At 67.1% G+C, this 17,490-nt stretch carries 17 protein-coding genes; 11 read left to right on the forward strand and 6 right to left on the reverse strand.

Going from position 1 to position 17,490, the window contains the following annotated elements; genetic code table 11:
- The 5 genes from AC1D2E_RS04280 to AC1D2E_RS04300 form a co-directional block, all read right to left on the reverse strand.
- Nucleotides 1-398 (reverse strand): Rossmann-fold NAD(P)-binding domain-containing protein (locus AC1D2E_RS04280; RefSeq protein ID WP_478196262.1); only part of this gene is annotated, 398 nt, incomplete at its 3' end.
- 53 nt (nt 399-451) lie between these two features.
- Nucleotides 452-1,489, reverse strand: coding sequence for an L-idonate 5-dehydrogenase (locus tag AC1D2E_RS04285; protein WP_478177072.1), 1,038 nt, complete (start codon nt 1,487-1,489; stop codon nt 452-454).
- Between the two features lie 8 nt (nt 1,490-1,497).
- Nucleotides 1,498-2,277: a glucose 1-dehydrogenase gene (locus AC1D2E_RS04290; RefSeq protein ID WP_478196352.1), complete on the reverse strand. Its 780-nt coding sequence runs from the start codon at nt 2,275-2,277 to the stop codon at nt 1,498-1,500.
- Entirely contained in the window at nt 2,246-2,785 is a 540-nt protein-coding gene (locus tag AC1D2E_RS04295) for a gluconokinase (RefSeq protein ID WP_478196263.1), read from the reverse strand. Before AC1D2E_RS04295 ends, AC1D2E_RS04290 begins: the two co-directional genes overlap by 32 nt.
- A 3-nt stretch (nt 2,786-2,788) precedes the next feature.
- Nucleotides 2,789-3,784, reverse strand: coding sequence for a 2-hydroxyacid dehydrogenase (locus AC1D2E_RS04300; RefSeq protein ID WP_478196264.1), 996 nt, complete (start codon nt 3,782-3,784; stop codon nt 2,789-2,791).
- Between the two features lie 218 nt (nt 3,785-4,002).
- On the opposite strand from AC1D2E_RS04300, the gene AC1D2E_RS04305 reads away from it, so the two are divergent.
- From AC1D2E_RS04305 to AC1D2E_RS04350, 10 genes are all read left to right on the forward strand, one after another.
- Nucleotides 4,003-5,211 carry an aspartate transaminase gene (locus AC1D2E_RS04305; RefSeq protein ID WP_478196265.1) on the forward strand — a complete coding sequence of 403 codons (1,209 nt, stop codon included), beginning with the start codon at nt 4,003-4,005 and terminating at the stop codon, nt 5,209-5,211.
- Between the two features lie 119 nt (nt 5,212-5,330).
- A complete protein-coding gene (locus AC1D2E_RS04310; protein ID WP_478196266.1) occupies nt 5,331-6,533 on the forward strand; it encodes an ABC transporter substrate-binding protein in 1,203 nt (400 codons plus the stop codon).
- 28 nt (nt 6,534-6,561) lie between these two features.
- A complete protein-coding gene (locus tag AC1D2E_RS04315) occupies nt 6,562-7,434 on the forward strand; it encodes a branched-chain amino acid ABC transporter permease (RefSeq protein ID WP_478177077.1) in 873 nt (290 codons plus the stop codon).
- A 26-nt stretch (nt 7,435-7,460) separates the two neighbouring features.
- Nucleotides 7,461-8,489, forward strand: coding sequence for a branched-chain amino acid ABC transporter permease (locus AC1D2E_RS04320; protein ID WP_478196267.1), 1,029 nt, complete (start codon nt 7,461-7,463; stop codon nt 8,487-8,489).
- Nucleotides 8,479-9,249, forward strand: a complete 771-nt coding sequence (locus AC1D2E_RS04325; protein ID WP_478196268.1) for an ABC transporter ATP-binding protein — start codon at nt 8,479-8,481, stop codon at nt 9,247-9,249. Before AC1D2E_RS04320 ends, AC1D2E_RS04325 begins: the two co-directional genes overlap by 11 nt.
- Nucleotides 9,250-9,329: 80 nt before the next feature.
- Entirely contained in the window at nt 9,330-10,073 is a 744-nt protein-coding gene (locus AC1D2E_RS04330; protein WP_478196269.1) for a branched-chain amino acid ABC transporter ATP-binding protein, read from the forward strand.
- 38 nt (nt 10,074-10,111) lie between these two features.
- Nucleotides 10,112-12,202, forward strand: a complete 2,091-nt coding sequence (locus AC1D2E_RS04335) for a hydantoinase/oxoprolinase family protein (protein ID WP_478196270.1) — start codon at nt 10,112-10,114, stop codon at nt 12,200-12,202.
- A gap of 9 nt (nt 12,203-12,211) precedes the next feature.
- Nucleotides 12,212-13,900 carry a hydantoinase B/oxoprolinase family protein gene (locus tag AC1D2E_RS04340; protein WP_478177082.1) on the forward strand — a complete coding sequence of 563 codons (1,689 nt, stop codon included), beginning with the start codon at nt 12,212-12,214 and terminating at the stop codon, nt 13,898-13,900.
- Nucleotides 13,900-14,703, forward strand: a complete 804-nt coding sequence (locus AC1D2E_RS04345) for an SDR family oxidoreductase (RefSeq protein WP_478196271.1) — start codon at nt 13,900-13,902, stop codon at nt 14,701-14,703. Before AC1D2E_RS04340 ends, AC1D2E_RS04345 begins: the two co-directional genes overlap by 1 nt.
- Before the next feature lie 13 nt (nt 14,704-14,716).
- Entirely contained in the window at nt 14,717-15,436 is a 720-nt protein-coding gene (locus tag AC1D2E_RS04350; protein ID WP_478196272.1) for an HpcH/HpaI aldolase family protein, read from the forward strand.
- 3 nt (nt 15,437-15,439) lie between these two features.
- Here AC1D2E_RS04350 and AC1D2E_RS04355 read toward each other — a convergent pair whose 3' ends face one another.
- Complete coding sequence (locus tag AC1D2E_RS04355) at nt 15,440-16,399, reverse strand: LysR substrate-binding domain-containing protein (RefSeq protein ID WP_478196273.1); 960 nt, start codon at nt 16,397-16,399, stop codon at nt 15,440-15,442.
- Nucleotides 16,400-16,538: 139 nt separating this feature from the next.
- Between AC1D2E_RS04355 and nac the strand changes: the two genes are divergently transcribed.
- Nucleotides 16,539-17,462 (forward strand): nitrogen assimilation transcriptional regulator NAC, encoded by a 924-nt coding sequence (nac, locus tag AC1D2E_RS04360; protein WP_478196274.1) that lies wholly within the window; start codon nt 16,539-16,541, stop codon nt 17,460-17,462.
- The last annotated feature ends 28 nt before the right edge of the window (nt 17,463-17,490 follow it).

The following is a 17,490-nucleotide window of genomic DNA, read 5'->3' on the forward strand; positions in this document are numbered from 1 at the left end:
CAGCACGTCCACAGCACGTCCATGCTCTGGGCGCGGGTGGTGCGCGGGGCGGCCTCGAGCGCGAAGGCGGTCAGGCCGGCCGCGGCCAGGCGCTGCAGGCCGGCGGCGTCGAAGGGGTTGAGCATGCCGATGAGCACCGCGCCGGGCTTCATCAGCGCGCACTCGCGATCGTCGGGGCTGCGCACCTTGAGCACGATGTCGCAGCCGAAGGCGCCCGCGGCATCGGCAATCTCGGCACCGGCGGCCTGGTAGGCCGCGTCGGTGACGCTGGCGGCCACGCCCGCGCCCGATTGCACCCGCACCACATGGCCTTGGGCCACCAGCTTCTTCGCGGTTTCCGGGGTCACGGCGACGCGGGTCTCGCCGGCTGTCGTCTCGGCAGGAACGCCTATTTGCATGGTTCTTTCTTTCGTGTCGAGGGTCTGCGTGCGCCGAGAATCAGCCGACGCGTTCAGTCGAAGTTCAGGATCACCTTCATCGCCTGCGATCGATCGGCCGCCAGCGCGAAGGCGCGGGCCGAGTCGCGGTACGAGAGCGTGGCCGAGATCAGCGGCTTGACGTCGACCAGCCCCTTGTTGAGCAGTTCCACCGCCACCGCGAATTCCTCGTGGAAGCGGAAGGCGCCGCGCAGGTCGAACTCCTTGGCGACGATGGTGTTGATCGGCAGCTGGATCTCGCCGCCCGCCAGCCCCAGCTGCACGATGATGCCGCGCGGCCGCAGCGCGTCGAAGGCGCCGACCAGCGCACGCGGGTTGCCGCTGGCCTCCAGCAGCACGTCGAAGCTGCCCTTGTCCTTGGCGAAGCGAGCCAGGCCGGCGGGCTCCTCGGCGACGTTGATCGCCTCGTCGGCGCCGACCTTCAGCGCCTTCTCGAGCGTCAGCGCGCCGACGTCGGTGGCCACGATGTGCGCCGCTCCGGCGCGCCGCGCCGCGATGATCGCCAGCGCGCCGATCGGCCCGCAGCCGGTCACCAGCACGCGCTTGCCGAGCAGCGGCCCCGCGCGCCGCACCGCGTGCAGCGCCACCGACAGCGGCTCGGCCATCGAGCCTTCGCCGTCGCTGACCGAATCCGCCAGCTTGTAGGCCTGGTGCGTCTCGACCACGATCTGCTGGCGGAAGGCGCCCTGCACATGCGGGTTGCGCATCGCGCTGCCGTAGTAGCGCATGTCCAGGCAATGGTTCTGCAGCCCCTGCTGGCAGAAGCGGCACAGGCCGCAGGGCCGGCTCGGGCTGATCGCGATGCGCTCGCCGGGCTGGAAGCCGGTGACGGCGGCGCCCACCGCCTCGATCATCCCGGCCACCTCGTGGCCCAGCACCATCGGCTGCTGGATGCGCACGGTGCCGAAGCCGCCGTGCTGGTAGTAATGCAGGTCCGAGCCGCAGATGCCGCCGCAGCGCACGCGCACCTGCAGCTGGTCGGCGCCCAGTTCGGCGGTTTCTATTTCCTCGACGCGCAGGTCGCCGGGGGCGTGAATGACAAGTGCTTCCATGGTCTTCCTCAGAGGGTTGCCGTCACGCCGCCATCCACGTAGAGGATGTGGCCGTTGACGAAGTTGGAGGCGTCGCTCGACAGGAACACGGCGGCGCCGACGAGATCCTCGACATCGCCCCAGCGGCGCGAGGGCGTGCGCCCGACGAGCCATTTCGTGAACTCCTCGTTCTGGACCAGCGCCTCGGTCAGCTCGGTCTTGAAGTAGCCGGGCCCGAGGCCATTGACCTGGATGCCGTGCTGGCCCCAGTCGATGGCCATGCCCTTGGTCAGCATCTTCACTGCGCCCTTGCTGGCCGTGTAGGGCGCGATGCCCGGACGCCCGAGCTCGCTTTGCACCGAGCAGATGTTGACGATCTTGCCGCGCTTGCGACCGATCATGTGGCGCGCCACGGCCTGGCCCACCAGGAACACGCTGTCGACGTTGGTCTTCATGAGCTCGTGCCAATCGGCTTCCGCAAACTGGTCGAGCGGTGCGCGGCGCTGCATGCCGGCGTTGTTGACCAGGATGTCGATGGCGCCGACCTCGGTTTCGATGCGTGCGATGGCGGCCGTCACCGCCTCGCCCGAGGTCACGTCGAACGCGGCGGTCAGCACCTGCAAACCCTCGCCGCGCAGCACGTCGGCCGCCGCTTCGAGCTTCACGGCATTGCGCGCGTTCAGGATCACGCGTGCACCGGCGCCCGCGAGGCCGCGCGCCAGCGCGAAGCCGATGCCGGAACTGGAGCCGGTGATGAGTGCGGTGCGGCCGGTGAGGTCAAAGCTTTTCAGTACGGATTGCAAGGGGATCTCCAGCAGTGATTGGGGTTTCGCCGAGCCAGCCCAGGACGGCCGCGCACTGTGCCTGCACCGGCTGCGTGGCGTCCGTCCGGAACACGTCGGGCTCTCCGACAGGTGGCTCGAGCATCTGGAACTGATTGTCCACGAGGCTGGCCGGGAACAGGTGGGCGGATCGCGCCGCGACGCGCGCCCTCGATTCGTCGCGGCCGATCTCGAGATAGATGATCTTCAGGTGGGGCTCCGCGCCGCGCAGGCGGTCGCGGTAGCCGCGCTTGAGCGCCGAGCAGGTCAGGACCGTGGGGACGGCGGAGGCCGCGAGCAGGGAACCCAGCGTTGCAAGCCATGGCGACCTGTCGCGGTCGTCCAGGGCAATGCCACGCCGCATCTTCTCCTGGCTTTCCGGCAGGTGGTAGTCGTCGCCTTCGATGAGCACGCCGTGAAGTGCGCGCGCCAGGCATGCCGCAACGGTCGACTTGCCGCAACCCGCGACCCCCATGACAAGCAGCTTGTGGGGCATCGCTCAGCTCGCCAGCACCTGGGGATTGACAGGCGTGGGCGGCCGGCCGGYCGACGGACCGAAGCCGAGCGCGGCAATCAGGTTCTCCGCCGTGAGCGCCGCCATGGCGTGGCGGGTTCGTACCGAGGCGCTTCCGATGTGGGGCGTCAGCACCACGTTCGGCACTGCAAGCAGATCGGGATGGATCGCGGGCTCGCCCTCGAACACGTCCAGGCCCGCCGCGGCGATCGTGCCGCTGCGCAAGGCCTGCGCCAGCGCCGCGTCGTCGACGATGCCGCCGCGCGCGATGTTGGTGAGCGTGGCGGTGGCTTTCATCAGCGACAGTTCGGGAGCGCCGATCGCGTGGTGGGAGGACGGGGCGTAGGGCACCACCAGCACCRGGTGGTCGGCTTCCTTCAGCAGCGTCTGCTTGTCGACGTAGCGGGCCCCGCATTCGGCTTCGACGGCTTCCGGCAGGCGCGAGCGGTTGTGGTAGATCACCTTCATGCCGAAACCCGCCGCGCCACGGCGCGCGATGGCCTGGCCGATGCGGCCCATGCCGAGGATGCCCAGCGTCGCGCCATGCACGTCGCCGCCGACGAACATGTCGTAGATGCCCGTTTGGGTCCACTCGCCCCGCCGCAGGAAGCGTTCGGATTCGGCGATGCGGCGCGCCGCCGCCATCATGAGGGCAAACCCGTAGTCGGCCGTGGTCTCGGTGAGCACATCGGGCGTGTTCGTGACGAGCACGCCGCGTTCCGTGCAAGCCGCGACGTCGACGTTGTTGTAGCCGACGCCCACGTTGCACACCGCCTTGATCGAAGGGCAGGCGTCCAGAAGGGCGGCACTGATGCGCTCGCTGCCGGTGCTCATGACGCCTTGCTTGCCCTGGAGCCGGCGGATCAGCTCGTCAGGGCTCCAGACGGTGTCGGCGGGGTTGTCCTCGACGTCGAAATGCGCGCGCAGGCGGTCTGTGATGTCGGCGAAGGTGGCTCGGGTGGCCAGGACGGCGGGGCGCATGAATGTCTCCTGTGTCTCGGTCAGCGGTGGGCCCCAAAGGTATCCGTGCCGCTGGCGGCGACCAAGACGAGATCGTTCTAGTCCCATTCGAAACGCTTATGTACCGGGAACGCGCCGGTCGCCCATAAGGAAATGCGGCACCCCTAGAGCGATGCCGTCTTTGCGTCGAGGGCTGCACGGCTCTACCGTTCGGGCATCGACATCGAGAGGAAGAATCCGTGAGCCCGTCCCGCATTTCCAGGCGCATCCGCCGCATCAAGCCGTCCCCCAGCAGCGCAGCCGCAGATCGCTTCGCCGAGCTGCGCAGGGAGGGCAAGGACATCATCAACCTGGCCATCGGCGAGCCCGACTTCGACACGCCGCCGCACATCCGCCAGGCGGGCTGCGAGGCGATCGAGCGCGGGGAAACCCGGTATACCCCGGTGGCGGGCACGCTGGCGCTGCGCGAGGCCATCGCCGCCAAGCTGAAGCGGGAAAACGGCCTGAGCTACGGCCCGCGCGAGATCATCGTCACCTGCGGCGCCAAGCATGCGCTGTTCAACGCGTTGTCGGTGACGGTGGAGGAGGGGCACGAGGTGATCGTGCCCGCGCCGTTTTGGGTGTCCTACCCCGACATGGTGCTGGCCTGCGACGGCACCCCGGTGACGGTGGCCTGCCGCGAGGAGGACGATTTCCGCCTGACGCCCGAGGCGCTGGAGGCGGCCATCACGCCCGCGACCCGCTGGCTGGTCTTCAACTCGCCGACCAATCCCACGGGCACGACCTACACGACGGCACAGTTGCGCGCCCTTGCCGACGTGCTGCTGCGCCACCCGCAGGTCATGGTGCTGACGGACGACATCTACGAACACATCCGCTTCGAGGCCGAGGCGCCCAAGCATCTTCTCGCCATCGAACCGGCGCTGCGAGACCGCACGCTGGTGGTCAACGGCGTGTCGAAGACCTACGCGATGACCGGCTGGCGGATCGGCTATGCAGCCGGCCCTGCGGACATCATCGCGGCGCTGGACATGCTGCAGTCCCAATCGACCAGCGGCGCCTGCTCGATCAGCCAGGCCGCAGCGGTCAGCGCATTGAACGCCGAAGCCGCATTTCTTCCGGATTGGGTCGCGACCTACAGGCAGCGGCGTGACGCGGCGGTCCGCCTGCTCAACGACATTCCCGGCATCCGCGCGCGGGCCCCGGGCGGCGCCTTCTACCTGTACCCCCACTGCGGCGGTCTCATCGGCAAGCGCACGCGCGAAGGCAAGGTGCTCGAGACGGACAACGACGTGGTGATCCACCTGCTCGAAGCCGGCGGCGTGATGGTGCTGGCCGGCACGGCCTACGGCGTGTCGCCGTACTTCCGGATGTCGACCGCGACCCGCATCGAACAGATCGAAGAGGGCTGCCGCCGCATCGCCCATGCCGTGGCGCAACTGCGCTGAGCGCCCGGCGCCCGGCCTGCGTATCAAGAAAGTTTATGGGCGAAGGCGCATTCCCTATTGGCCGCGCCGAAGTGCGCTTCCTATCATTCTTTCAACCCTTCAACCTTCGGAGAACAGCGATGACTTGCTACCCCACGACGACGAACAGGCGCACGGCGGCCTTGATGGCGATCGCAGCGATTTCCGCCCTGTGTACGTACGCGCCGGCACGCGCCCAGACCACGGAAACCTTCAAGGTCGGCATCATCAGCCCGATGAGCGGGCCCAACGCCCGCTACGGCGCCTTCGCCAACAAGGGCGCAGCGCTCGCCGCCAAGGAGATCAATGCGGCGGGCGGCGTGCTCGGCAAGCAGATCCAGCTCGTCAGCGGCGACAGCCAGTGCGTACCGGCTGAAGGCGTGGCGGCCACGCAACGCATGATCAGCCTCGAGAAGACGCCGGTCATCATCGGCGACGTGTGCAGCTCAGTGACCCTGGCGATGCAACCGCTGGCCGAGGAATCGAAGGTGCTGCTGGTCAACGCCGCCTCGTCGAACCCGGACATCACCTACAAGTCCGGCGTCGGCGGCTTCAAGTGGACCTTCCGCAACTACCCCACCGACGAAGTTCGGGCGGCCACGGTTCTCGAGTACGCGGCGAAGACCAAGGGCTTCACGAAGTTCGCGGTGCTGTCGGTCGACAGCGACTACGGGCGCGGCGCGATCAAGTTCACCAAGCGCTATCTGCCCAAGTACCCAGGCACGGAGATCCTCAGCGAGGACTACTACAAGGATTCCGAGACCGACTTCCGTTCGGTGCTCAGCAAGATCCGCCGCTCGGGCGCGCAGGCCATCATCCTGTACGGCCAGGCCGACACCACGCCCATCATCGCGCGCCAGATGCTCGAACTGGGCCTGGCCGGCAAGGTGGCCCTGGTGGGCAACGGCGAGTTCAACACCAAGGACACCATCGCCGCCGCGCCGAAGGTCATGAACGGTGCGGTCGAGGCGGCCGCCTGGCTGCCCGAAGTGCCGGCGCCGCGCAGCCAGAAGTTCGTCGAGGACTACAAGAAGGCCAACGGCGGCGAGATGCCCAACAACCACGCCTACACGCACTACGACACGCTGCAACTGGTGGCGCAGGCGATCAGGAACGCCAACAGCCTGAAGGGCGAGGACATCCGCAACGCGCTGGCCAAGATCAAGTACGACAGCCCGATGGGCGTCGTGACCTTCGACGACCACAACCAGGCCGTGATGCCGATGGTGCTGCTGGAGATCACCGACGGCAAGCCGGCCATCAAGGGAACGATCACCACCAAGATCGACTACGCGGCCCAGTGATCGACCACCCAACGCCTGCGAGCACATCGTGAGTTCCTTCATCCTCGAACAGATCGTCAACGGCATCATCACCGGGTCGATGTACGCCCTGGTCGCCGCCGGCATGACGATGATCTTCGGCGTGCTGCGGGCCATCAATTTCGCCCACGGCGAGTACTACATGCTGGGCACCTTCGCGGCCTGGTGGGTCATGGCGCAGCTCGCCGCCGACTACAGCATCGCCATCATCGGCGGCGTGGCCATCGTCTCGCTGATCGCGGTGCTGATCGGCCGCGCCGTGATGCAGCGGCTCATCGGCCAACCCTTCCAGGCCGGCGTGCTGGCCACGCTGGGTCTGTCGCTGATCCTGCAGAACATCGTGATCCTGGCGTTCGGCGGCGGCTACAAGGTGTTCTCGGGCGGCTGGATCGAGCCGATCGAGATGGGCGACTTCGGCATGTCCCAGCAGCGCGTGATCCTGGTCGTGGTCACGCTCGCCGTCTTCGCCGGTCTCGAATGGATGGTGCGCGGCACCCGGCTGGGCCGGTCGATCCGGGCCGTCTCGCAGAACATCGAGTGCTGCCAGGTCAACGGCATCGATGTCGAGCAGGTGGTGCGCCGCACCTTCCTGATCGGCGTGGCCATCGCCGCGTTGTCGGGCATCCTGACCGGCCCGATCAACGTCAGCATCTACGGCGGCATGGGCGAGTCGATCACCCTCAAGACCTTCGCCGTGATCGTCATGGGCGGCATGGGCAACGTGCGCGGCACCCTCATCGCCGGCTGCCTGCTCGGCGTCGTCGAAAGCCTGGTCGCCAGCTTCATCGGGTTGCAGTACCGCGACTCCGTCGGCTTCATCGTGCTGCTCCTGATGCTGATGTTCCGGCCGCACGGCCTGTTCAGCAGCAAGGCGCGATTCTGATCACTCATCGTCTGGAGCAAGTCCTCATGTCTTCCACCACGCTGGACGCACCGATTTTGCCGGCCGCAAGGGTCGCCAAGGTCAACTGGAGCGTCTCCGCCCTGGCACTCGCCGCATTGCTGGCCACGCCGCTCTTCCTGGGCGACTACTACCTGCACGCCATGGTGCTGGCGATGATCTTCCTGCTGCCCGCGCTGGGCCTGAACCTGATCCTCGGCTACACCGGCATGCTCTCGCTCGCACAGGGCGTCTTCTTCGGTCTCGGTGCCTATGCCTCGGCGCTGATGTCCATCCACTTCGGCACGCCCTTCCTCGTGAACTTCGTGGTCGCCGGCTTGTTCGCCGGGCTGGTGGCGCTGCCGCTGGGCATTCCGGCGCTCAGGCTGCGCGACACCTCCTTCGTGATGTGTACGCTTGGCATGGTCGTGATCGCCCAGATGGTGTCGAAGAACTGGGTCGACTTCACGCGGGGCGACATGGGCCTGTCCGGCATCGCGCGACCCCGGCTGGGCTTCGGCGACATGGTGTTCACGGTCATCAAGGCGCCCGAGTACTTCTACCTGGTGCTCGCGCTTGCCGCGCTGGCAGTGGCCTTCTTCGTCGCGCTCATCCGGTCCCCGGCCGGCCGCTGCATGGTGGCGATCCGCGACAACGAGACGCTGGCCGAATCGCTGGGCGTTCCGACCTGGACCTACAAGCTCATCGTCTTCATGCTGAGCGCCGTCTTCGCCGGCCTCGGGGGCAGTCTCTACGCCCACTTCTCGACGGTGGTGAGCCCGCTGGTGTTCCAGTCCTACTACTCCAACACGATCCTGATCATCGTGCTGGGCGGTGGCGTCGGGAAGATCCCGGGCGCCATCATCGGCAGCTTCATCTTCGTCGCGGTCTCGGAGGCGCTTCGGATCACGCCGGAGCTGCGCATGATCATCTACGGCTTCGTGCTGCTCGGCCTCGTGTTCCTGTTTCCGCAAGGCCTGGCGCCGCTGTTCCAGCGCGCGGCCGAACGCATCGCACGCCTCGGCGGGGCTGGCAAGGACAAGCACCATGTCGGCTGACGTCATGCTGCGCATCGAAGGCCTGCGCAAGAACTACGGCGCCGTGGCGGCACTGCAAGGCGTGGACATCGATGTTCGCCGCGGGGAGGTGATGGGTCTCATCGGCCCGAACGGCTCGGGCAAATCGACGCTCTTCGATTGCTGCACGGGCTTGCAGAAGAGCGACGCCGGCCGGGTGCTGCTCAAGGGCGTGGACATCACGGCCTGGCCGATGAACCGGATCGCTCGCGAAGGGCGCTTCCTGCGCAGCTTCCAGAAGACGGTCGTGTTCCCGACCCTGGATTCGGAGGAGAACCTGATCCTCGCCGGGCAGATGTCGCGCTTTCCGAGCGTGCTGTCCACCTTCTGGGTCGGGCCGGCCGCCCAGCGGCGCGTGAAGGCGCTGCGCGAGCGGGCACGGGAGCTGATCGAGGTGTCGGGCCTGTCGCGTGTGGCGCACCTGCCGGCCGGAAACATGTCGGGCGGCCAGCAGAAGCTGCTGCAGTTCGCGTCGATGCTGATGCCCGATCCCGAACTGATCCTGCTCGACGAGCCCTTGGCCGGCATCAACCCGATCCTGATCGAGAAGGTGATCCAGTGCATCGAGCATGCGAACCAGGTGCTGGGCGTCACTTTCGTCGTGATCGAGCACAACACCGACGTGCTCATGAACCTGAGCCATCGCGTCGTGGTGCTGCACCAGGGCACCAAGCTGGCCGACGACACCCCCGAAGCAGTGGTGCGCAACCCGGAGGTCGTCGAGGCCTACCTTGGAGGCTGAAATGAAGTTCACCCATTCCTGGCCTTGGCCGTGCCGTTTCATGCGTCGTGGGTCACGCGATAGCGTGGTGGAGAACTGATATGGCGGATACAGACATGGAACTCGAGATCGACAACCTGCGCGCCGGCTACGGCCACCTGGACATCCTGCACGGCGTGAACCTGAAGATCCGGCACGGCGAGTTCGTCACGCTGCTCGGACCGAACGGCGCGGGCAAGTCCACGCTGCTCAAGTCGCTCTTCGGCATGACCACGCACAAGGGCGGCGCGATCCGCTGGAAGGGCAAGGACATCGCCGGGCTGCGTCCGCAGGCCATGCTGGCGCAAGGCATCGCCTACGTGCCCCAGGGACGCTGCAACTTCCAGCTCATGACCATCGACGAGAACCTCGAGATGGCGGCCTACACGATCAAGGACGGCGACCTGAAGGGCGAGCGCGAATACGTCTACGACCTCTTTCCGATCCTGCGCAAGCGCCGCAACGAGCTGGCCGGGAACATGTCCGGCGGCGAACAGCAATTGCTGGAGATGGCGATGGCGGTGCTGCGGCGGCCCGAGATCCTGCTGGTGGACGAGCCTTCGGTCGGCTTGTCGCCGCAGGCGATCACGCTGGTCTTCAACGAACTCAAGCGCCTGCATCAGGGCGGCCGGACCGTTCTGCTGGTCGAGCAGAACACCCGCAAGGCCATGGAGGCCGCGGAGCGCGCGGTCGTGCTGCGCCTCGGCAAGGTGATCTGGGACAGCCCGGTCGGCGAGCTGAGCACCGCGGACCTGGGCGAACTCTTCATGACGGGCCGCCGCGCATCCGACGCGCAACCGGCCTGATCGCTGCATCCAATCGAACACTGAAGGAGCTGAAAAGCATGAAACTGGCATTTGACACCGGCGGCACGTTCACCGACTTCGCCATGACCGAAGACGACGGAACCATCCTGCTGCACAAGGTACTCAGCACACCCGACGCACCGGCCCGGGCCGTGCTGCAGGGCGTGGACGAACTGCTGGCCAAGGTTCGCGAGAAGAACGGCGGCCAGGCCGCGGGCGCCGGCACCCTGCAGATCCTCGGCGCCACCACGGTGGTGACCAATGCGGTGCTGGAGCGGCGCGGCGTGCACACCGCCTTCATCACCACCGATGGTTTCCAGGACATGCTGCGCATCCGCACGGAAGGGCGCTACGACCTGTACGACCTGCGCATCAAGTACCCCGACCCGCTGGTCACGCGCGATCTGTGTTTCGGCGTCGAGGAGCGCATTGCCGCGGACGGCACCGTGATCAAGGCGTTGGACGAGGAGGGCGTTCGCACGATTGCGAAGACGCTGCTGCAGCGCAAGGTCGAATCGGTCGCGGTGTGCCTGCTGCATGCCTACAAGTACGCGCAGCACGAGGGGCGCGTGGCGGAGATCCTCGCCGAGGAGGCGCCGGGCATCTCGGTGTCCCTGTCGTCGACCGTCTGCCCCGAGGTGCGCGAGTACGACCGCGCATCGACCACCGTGGTCAACGCCTACACCCGGCCGATGATGGTCGGGCACGTGAACCATCTGGAACGCGAGCTTTCGCAGCGAGGCGTCGAGGGGCAGCTGCTCTGGATGACGTCGAGCGGCGGCGTGGTGCCGAGTTCGTCGGCTTCCCGCACACCGGTGCGCCTGATCGAATCGGGCCCGGCCGCGGGCGCGGTGGCGGCCGCCGACTACGCCCGCCAGGCGGGAGAGGCGAGCGTGCTCTCGTTCGACATGGGCGGCACCACGGCCAAGCTGTGCCTGATCCCGAACGGCGAGCCGATGGTCGCCAACGACCTGGAGGTCGCGCGCCACGAGCGCTTCCGCAAGGGCAGCGGCTTTCCGCTCAAGATCCAGTCGATCCACATGATCGAGATCGGCGCCGGCGGCGGCAGCATCGCTGCGCGCAGCAAGCTGGGCCTGCTCGGCGTCGGCCCGCGCAGCGCGGCGGCGGCGCCGGGCCCGGCCTGCTATGGCCGAGGCGGTACCGAGCCGACGGTGACCGATGCCGACCTGCTGCTGGGCTACCTGGACGCGAAATCCTTCCTCGGCGGCGACTTCGCGCTCGACAAGCCCGCGGCCGAAGCCGCGATGGCGCGGCTGGCCAAGGAACTGGGCATCACGCCCGAGCGTTGCGCCTGGGGCGTTCACGACATGGTCAACGAAAGCATGGCCGAGGCCGCATCGATGCAGGCCACCGACAGCGGGGTCGACCCGCGCGCGTTGCCGCTCATCGCCTTCGGCGGCGCGGGCCCGGTGCATGCCTACGGCGTGGCGCGCAAGCTCGGCATCCGAAAGGTGATCTGCCCGACCGGCGCGGGCGTGACCTCGGCCATCGGCCTGCTCGGAGCGCCGGTCGCGGCCGACCTGTCCACCAGCCTGCCGATGCGGATCTCGGCGTGGAATCCGAGCGCGGTCAACGTGGTCAAAGCCACGCTGGCCGAGCAGGGGCGCGAGGTCGTGCTGGCGAGCAAGGTGCCCGCCGACCTCATCCGCTTCTCGTACACCGTCGACATGCGGCACGTGGGCCAGGGCTATGAGATTTCCGTCCCGCTGCCGGATCTCGATCCGGCCGACCCGGCCTTCGTCGCCGAACTGATGGCTCGCTTCCACGCCAACTACGTCGCGCTCTACGGCCGCGCGGTCACCGGCACGGATGCCGAGATCATCACCTGGCGCGTTCGTGCCAGCGGGCCCAAGAGTGCGGTGTCGCTGGCCGGACTGCGCGGAGCAGCCGGCGCGGCGCGCGAAGCGCGCAAGGGAACGCGGCCGGTCTTCTTCTCGGAACTCGGCAAGTACGTCGAGACGCCGGTCTACGACCACTATGCCTTGCGGCCCGGCGTGCCGATCGAAGGCCCCGCGATCATCGAGCAGCGCGAGTCGACCGTGGTGATGGGGCCGAACGCCACCGCCTCGCTCGACGACCAGCACAACCTCATCATGCTTCTGTCCTGAAGGTACGTCATGCCCATCCTCCAACCCGATTTCAACGACCCGATCACGCTGCAGGTGATGTGGGACCGCCTGGTCTTCATCGCCGACCAGGCCGACACCGCCCTCGGGCGCACCGCCTTCTCGCCGATCGTGCGCGAGAACCACGACTACGTGAACGTGCTGCTCGACGCCCAGGGCCGCGCGCTGGCGCAGTGCACCTGGTCGATCCCGGTGTTCATCACCACGCTGCCCATGGCCGCGCAGAACTACTTCCTCAAGGCCTTTCCGCCGGAATCGCTGGAGCCGGGCGACGTGCTCGCCACCAACGACCCCGTGATCGGCACCGGGCACCTGCCGGACATGGTCATGCTGACGCCGATCTTCCGCAACGGGAAGATCGTCGCCTACGCCGGCAGCATCGCGCACCTGCCCGACATCGGCGGGCGGCCGCAGTCGCCGGATTCGACCGACATGTTCGAGGAGGGCATCCGGATCCCGATGCTCAAGCTCTTCAAGGCCGGCAAGCCGAACACCGACGTGTTCTCCGTGATCGAGGCCAGTGTGCGTCTTCCGCATGAAGTCCGCGGCGACATCCAGAGCATGGTGGCGGCCAACGAAGTGATGAGCCGCGAGTTCAGCCGCTTCATGGACGAGTACGGGCTCGACGACTGCGAGGCGCTCGGCCAGGCCATCTTCAGCCGCTCCGAGCGGCACATGCGCAAGGCCATCGCCGCCTGGCCCAACGGCAGCTACAAGGCCGACATGACCATCGACGGCTTCGAGACCGAGGTGAAGCTGTGCGTCAGCGTCGAGGTGGGCGACGAATCGATCCACGTCGACTACACCGGCACCTCGCCGGAAGTGGCCAGAGGCATCAACGTGGTGCCGCACTATCGCGTGGCCCACAGCGTGTACGCGCTCAAGTGCCTGCTCGATCCCGATACGCCGAACAACGAAGGCTGCATGATCCCGCTGACCGACTCCGCGCCGGCGGGCTCGATCCTCAACCCGCGGCCGCATGCGGCGGGGGCAGCGCGGAACCTGGTCGGGCACTGCATTCCGAGCCTGATCTTCAAGGCGCTGCAGAACGTCGTGCCCGAAGGCGCGATGGGCGACAGCGGCGGCGCGCCGATCTGGGGCATCAACTGCCAGGGCCAGCGCTCCGACGGCACCGCCTATGGCAGCGCGCAGAATTTCCACGGCGGGCAGGGCGGCCGTTCGTCGATGGACGGGCTCGACACCCTGAGCTTTCCGTCGAACTGCCGCGTGACGCCGATCGAGATGTACGAACTGGCGGTACCGGTGCTGACCGAATGCAAGGAACTCATTCCCGATTCCGGCGGCCCGGGCAAGTACCGGGGCGGCCTGGGCCAGCGCGGGATCATCCGCAACCTGTCCGACCGGGAGATGAACATCTACCTCAGCACCGAACACGTGAAGCATCCGTGCCTGGGCGTGCTGGGAGGCCAAGCCGGACGCAACGGTGCGGTGCTGCACGACGACCAACCCGTGTTCGCCAAGGGCCGGCTGGTCCTCGCCCCGGGCGAGCGCCTGACGATCGAATTGCCCGGCGGCGGCGGCTGGGGCCACGCCGAAGAGCGACCGCGCGAGTTGATCGAGGATGACCTGAAGCAAGGCCTCATCAGCGTGAAAGGTGCCCGCGCCGACTACGGCTACGAAGCGCCCGCCGCCGCGAAGCCGGTGAAGGTGGCTGCGTGATGGCCGCCAAGGCACTGGCAGGCCAGGTGGCCCTGGTCACGGGCGGTGGGTCCGGCATCGGCCGTTCGACCGCCCTGATGCTCGCGGCCGAGGGCGCGCGGGTGGTCGTGATGGGGCGCCGCATCGACCCGCTGGAGACCGTGGTCGCACAGATTCGCGCGGCCGGCGGCGAAGCGTGGGCCCGGCAGGCCGATCTGCAGAGCCGCGAGCAGTTGCAGGAGCTGGTGCGCTGGACCGAGGCGGAGGTCGGCGCCGTCGGCATCCTGGTCAACAACGCGGGCCTGACCAGCCGCGTGCGCAACATCCGCTGGATCGAGCCGGACGACTGGGAATCCGCGATCTCCGTCAACCTCACGGCGGTCTATGTGCTGATCCAGGCGGTGCTGCCCGGCATGCTCGCGGCAGGGAAGGGGACCATCGTCACGGTGTCGTCGCTGGCGGCGGTTCGTCCCAACCTGCTGGGCGGAGCGCCCTACGGTGCGGCGAAGGCGGCGGTGACGAACCTCATGGGCTTCATGCACGCCACCTTCCGCAACAACAACATCCGCTCGACGACGATCCTGCCCGGCGAGGTCAACACGCCGATCATGGACACCCGCGTGCGCCCGCCGAGCGAGGCCGAGCGTGCGGCGATGGTCGCGCCCGAGGACGTGGCGCGCGCCATCCTGCTGGCCTGCACCTTGCCGCAGGGCACCACCATCGAGCAGCTGGTCATCAGTCCGACCCTGGCGCGCGACCAGGGGCCCGATGTCGAGATCAGCCGCTGGCTCGGCGCGCCCGACGGCACGCCCGGAAAACCCTGAACCGGAGCAAACAATGAGCACGACTCTTCACGAACGACTGGCGCACGGCGATGCCGTGCTGATGGTCAACCCCAATCACGTGTCGCCCACGCTGTGCGAGAAGCTGGTGCGCTCGGGCGCCGACTCGGTCTTCATCGACTGCGAGCATGGCCTCGCCAGCTTCGAGGACATCCACCACATGGCCAAGGCCGCGCGCTACGCCGGCGGCTGGGGCATCGTGCGCCCGCAGAACCAGGAACGCTCGACCATCACGCGCTGCCTGAACGCCGGCGCGGACGGCGTGATGGTGCCGCTGATCCACACAGCCGAGATCGCCAGGCAGGTGGTGCACACCTTCCGCTACGCCTGTCCGGACGATCATGCGAGCAAGCTGCTGATCGGCATGGTGGAGTCGGTCGAGGCGGTGCGCAATCTCGACGAGATCCTCGCGGTCGAGGGCATCGACGTGTTCTTCGTCGGCCCGGGCGACCTGTCGCAATCGATGGGCTATTCGCCCGCCGTCGGCGCGGGCAAGCGTCGTCCGCAGGCGGTGCTCGACCTCGTGGACCAGACGCTGCAACGCATTCGTGCGGCCGGAAAGATCGCCGGCACGCTGGTCGTGCGGCACGATGTGCAGCATCTCGTGTCGGCCGGTGCGCAGCTTCTGTATTACCACGCCGATCCGTTCGTGAACGAAGGCGTCGCGGCCATGCGCCAGCTGTCCTCGGTCGCTACCGACCCGGCCGTGGCCTGATCGTCAGGGCGACGGAACTTCCTTGGTTGGCGCACTGATTCCAGGGAGCCGGCCGGCAGCGAAGAGGTTGTCGATCTGCGCTCGAAGAATATCGAGCACGGCCTTCGCCTGGTCGGACATCGGCAGATGATTCGGTATGCACAGCGACACGGTCGCCTGCAGGCCCGGCTCGACGATGCGGCGGATGTCGGACGCTGAAGAGAAATCCGCGAGTGCCGCGGGAAGGATCGCGGCACCCATGCCGGCTTCGATGGCCTGACGCAGCGTTTCCGACGATTCGATCTCGGCCCGGATCTTCGGGACGACGCCGACGCGGGCGAAGGCCTCGTCAACCGTCCTTCGCAAGAAGTGCATTCGGCTGGGGAGGAGCAGATCGATGCCGGCAAGCGAGCGCAGGGTGATCGTCTGGTCGTTCGTCGGCGGCAGGCGAATGCTGGCGGGCGCGATGAGAAACAACGCCTCGGTGAGGAGGGGATGCAGCGTCACGCCCTTCATCGGACTGCTGGCGTAGATGATGGCCATGTCCATGCGTCCCGTCATGACCATCTCGCTGAGCACCAGCCCGAAGTTGTCGTTGATGAAGAGGTTGACTTCGGGGTATTGGCTCCGCACCGCCTTGAGCAGCGGCATCGAAAGGATGGACGCCGTGCTGTAGGTTGCGAGCCCGACCGACACCGGGCCCGAGATGGCGCTCGCGTCGATGCGATGGGCAAGATCGCGTTCGAGCTGATCCAGGTGACCCAGCATGATCTGCGCGTGCCGATACAACTCGGCGCCAGCGCTTGTCGGCGTGACGCCGGCATTGGATCGGACAAGCAGCTTTTGTTTGAAATGCTCTTCGAGGGAGGCGATGTGCTGGCTCAGCGCAGGCTGCGCAAGACGCAGCTGATGTGCCGCCGCCGACAGGCTCTTGGCCTCGACCGCCGTCACGAAGCTCTTGAGGGTCTTGAAATTGACTGTCATGGAAGCGGATCCGTTTTCCGGTCGTGGCGGGCGTCTTCCCGGCGCCGGCCTGGTTCACTGATCGTAACCCCGGTTGACGACGCCAAAGGGTGGCTTGATGCTTGCTTGATTCCATTTTGCAAGCAAATTCGGGGCCCTCGTGAATCTCAGGCGTTTGAAGTATTTCGTGAAGATCGTGGACGTTGGCAGCCTGACTTTGGCGTCCGAGATCCTGCATGTCGCGCAGCCGGCGCTGAGCCAGCAACTGGCGACTCTCGAAGGCGAGTTCAATCAAAAATTGCTTCTGCGAACTCAACAAGGCGTGGTGGCCACGGAGGCGGGAAAGGTGCTCTACCGGCACGCACAAACGATCTTGCGACAGTTCGACCAGGCGCGTGCGGATGTGCTCAACGCCGGGCGCAGTCTGGCGGGACAGGTGTCGGTGGGACTGGCGCCCGGGACCGCCGCGTCGACGCTGGCGCTCAAGCTGCTGCAGACGGTGCAGGGGCGGCATCCCCAGATCGTGCTCCATATCAACGAGAACTTCGGCACCACGCTATGCGATGTGGTGCGAAGCGGCCGCATGGACATGGCCGTGCTGTATGGCGGCGAGAGCCCGGCGCAAGGGATTTCGTTCGATCCGCTGCTGACGGAGGACCTGTGCGTCGTCGCGCCTCCGGAACTCGTCAGCCAGGATGGCGAACTGGCGCTGTCCGACCTTCGAAACATCGATCTGCTCCTGCCCTGCACGAGCAACCAGCTTCGCCGTTACATCGACCATGCGTTCGCGTCGGCGCAGGTGGTGCCCCGCGTGGTGGCGGAGATCGAGTCATCGAGCACGCTGGCGGCCGCGATCGCTTCGGGCGTCGGTGCGACGATCCTGCCGGTTTCGATTGCGAGGTCAGTCGCTGCCACGGCGTCGGCGAGCGTGTGCCGACTCGTTTCGCCCACCATCGAAGTGCCGCTCTCGCTTTGTGCGTCGGATCATCTGCCATTGTCCGAGCCTGCGCAGGTCGTCAAAGGCATCCTGCTCGAGCTTGTTGGCGGACTGGATCTGGCGGGCGGGCTGCACATGGCTCACTGATTCGGCGAACTGCAGCGCCGGGGAACGC

Source organism: Variovorax sp. P1_H2 (assembly GCF_056405295.1).

Excerpts from the sequence above, each read along its gene's own strand:
- AC1D2E_RS04325 (WP_478196268.1), top strand. The coding sequence starts at position 8,479 with ATGTCGGCTGACGTCATGCTGCGCATCGAAGGCCTGCGCAAGAACTAC.
- AC1D2E_RS04335 (WP_478196270.1), top strand. The coding sequence starts at position 10,112 with ATGAAACTGGCATTTGACACCGGCGGCACGTTCACCGACTTCGCCATG.
- AC1D2E_RS04340 (WP_478177082.1), top strand. The coding sequence starts at position 12,212 with ATGCCCATCCTCCAACCCGATTTCAACGACCCGATCACGCTGCAGGTG.
- AC1D2E_RS04310 (WP_478196266.1), top strand. The coding sequence starts at position 5,331 with ATGACTTGCTACCCCACGACGACGAACAGGCGCACGGCGGCCTTGATG.
- AC1D2E_RS04330 (WP_478196269.1), top strand. The coding sequence starts at position 9,330 with ATGGCGGATACAGACATGGAACTCGAGATCGACAACCTGCGCGCCGGC.
- AC1D2E_RS04355 (WP_478196273.1), bottom strand. The coding sequence starts at position 16,399 with ATGACAGTCAATTTCAAGACCCTCAAGAGCTTCGTGACGGCGGTCGAG.
- AC1D2E_RS04345 (WP_478196271.1), top strand. The coding sequence starts at position 13,900 with ATGGCCGCCAAGGCACTGGCAGGCCAGGTGGCCCTGGTCACGGGCGGT.
- AC1D2E_RS04320 (WP_478196267.1), top strand. The coding sequence starts at position 7,461 with ATGTCTTCCACCACGCTGGACGCACCGATTTTGCCGGCCGCAAGGGTC.
- AC1D2E_RS04350 (WP_478196272.1), top strand. The coding sequence starts at position 14,717 with ATGAGCACGACTCTTCACGAACGACTGGCGCACGGCGATGCCGTGCTG.
- AC1D2E_RS04295 (WP_478196263.1), bottom strand. The coding sequence starts at position 2,785 with ATGCCCCACAAGCTGCTTGTCATGGGGGTCGCGGGTTGCGGCAAGTCG.
- AC1D2E_RS04285 (WP_478177072.1), bottom strand. The coding sequence starts at position 1,489 with ATGGAAGCACTTGTCATTCACGCCCCCGGCGACCTGCGCGTCGAGGAA.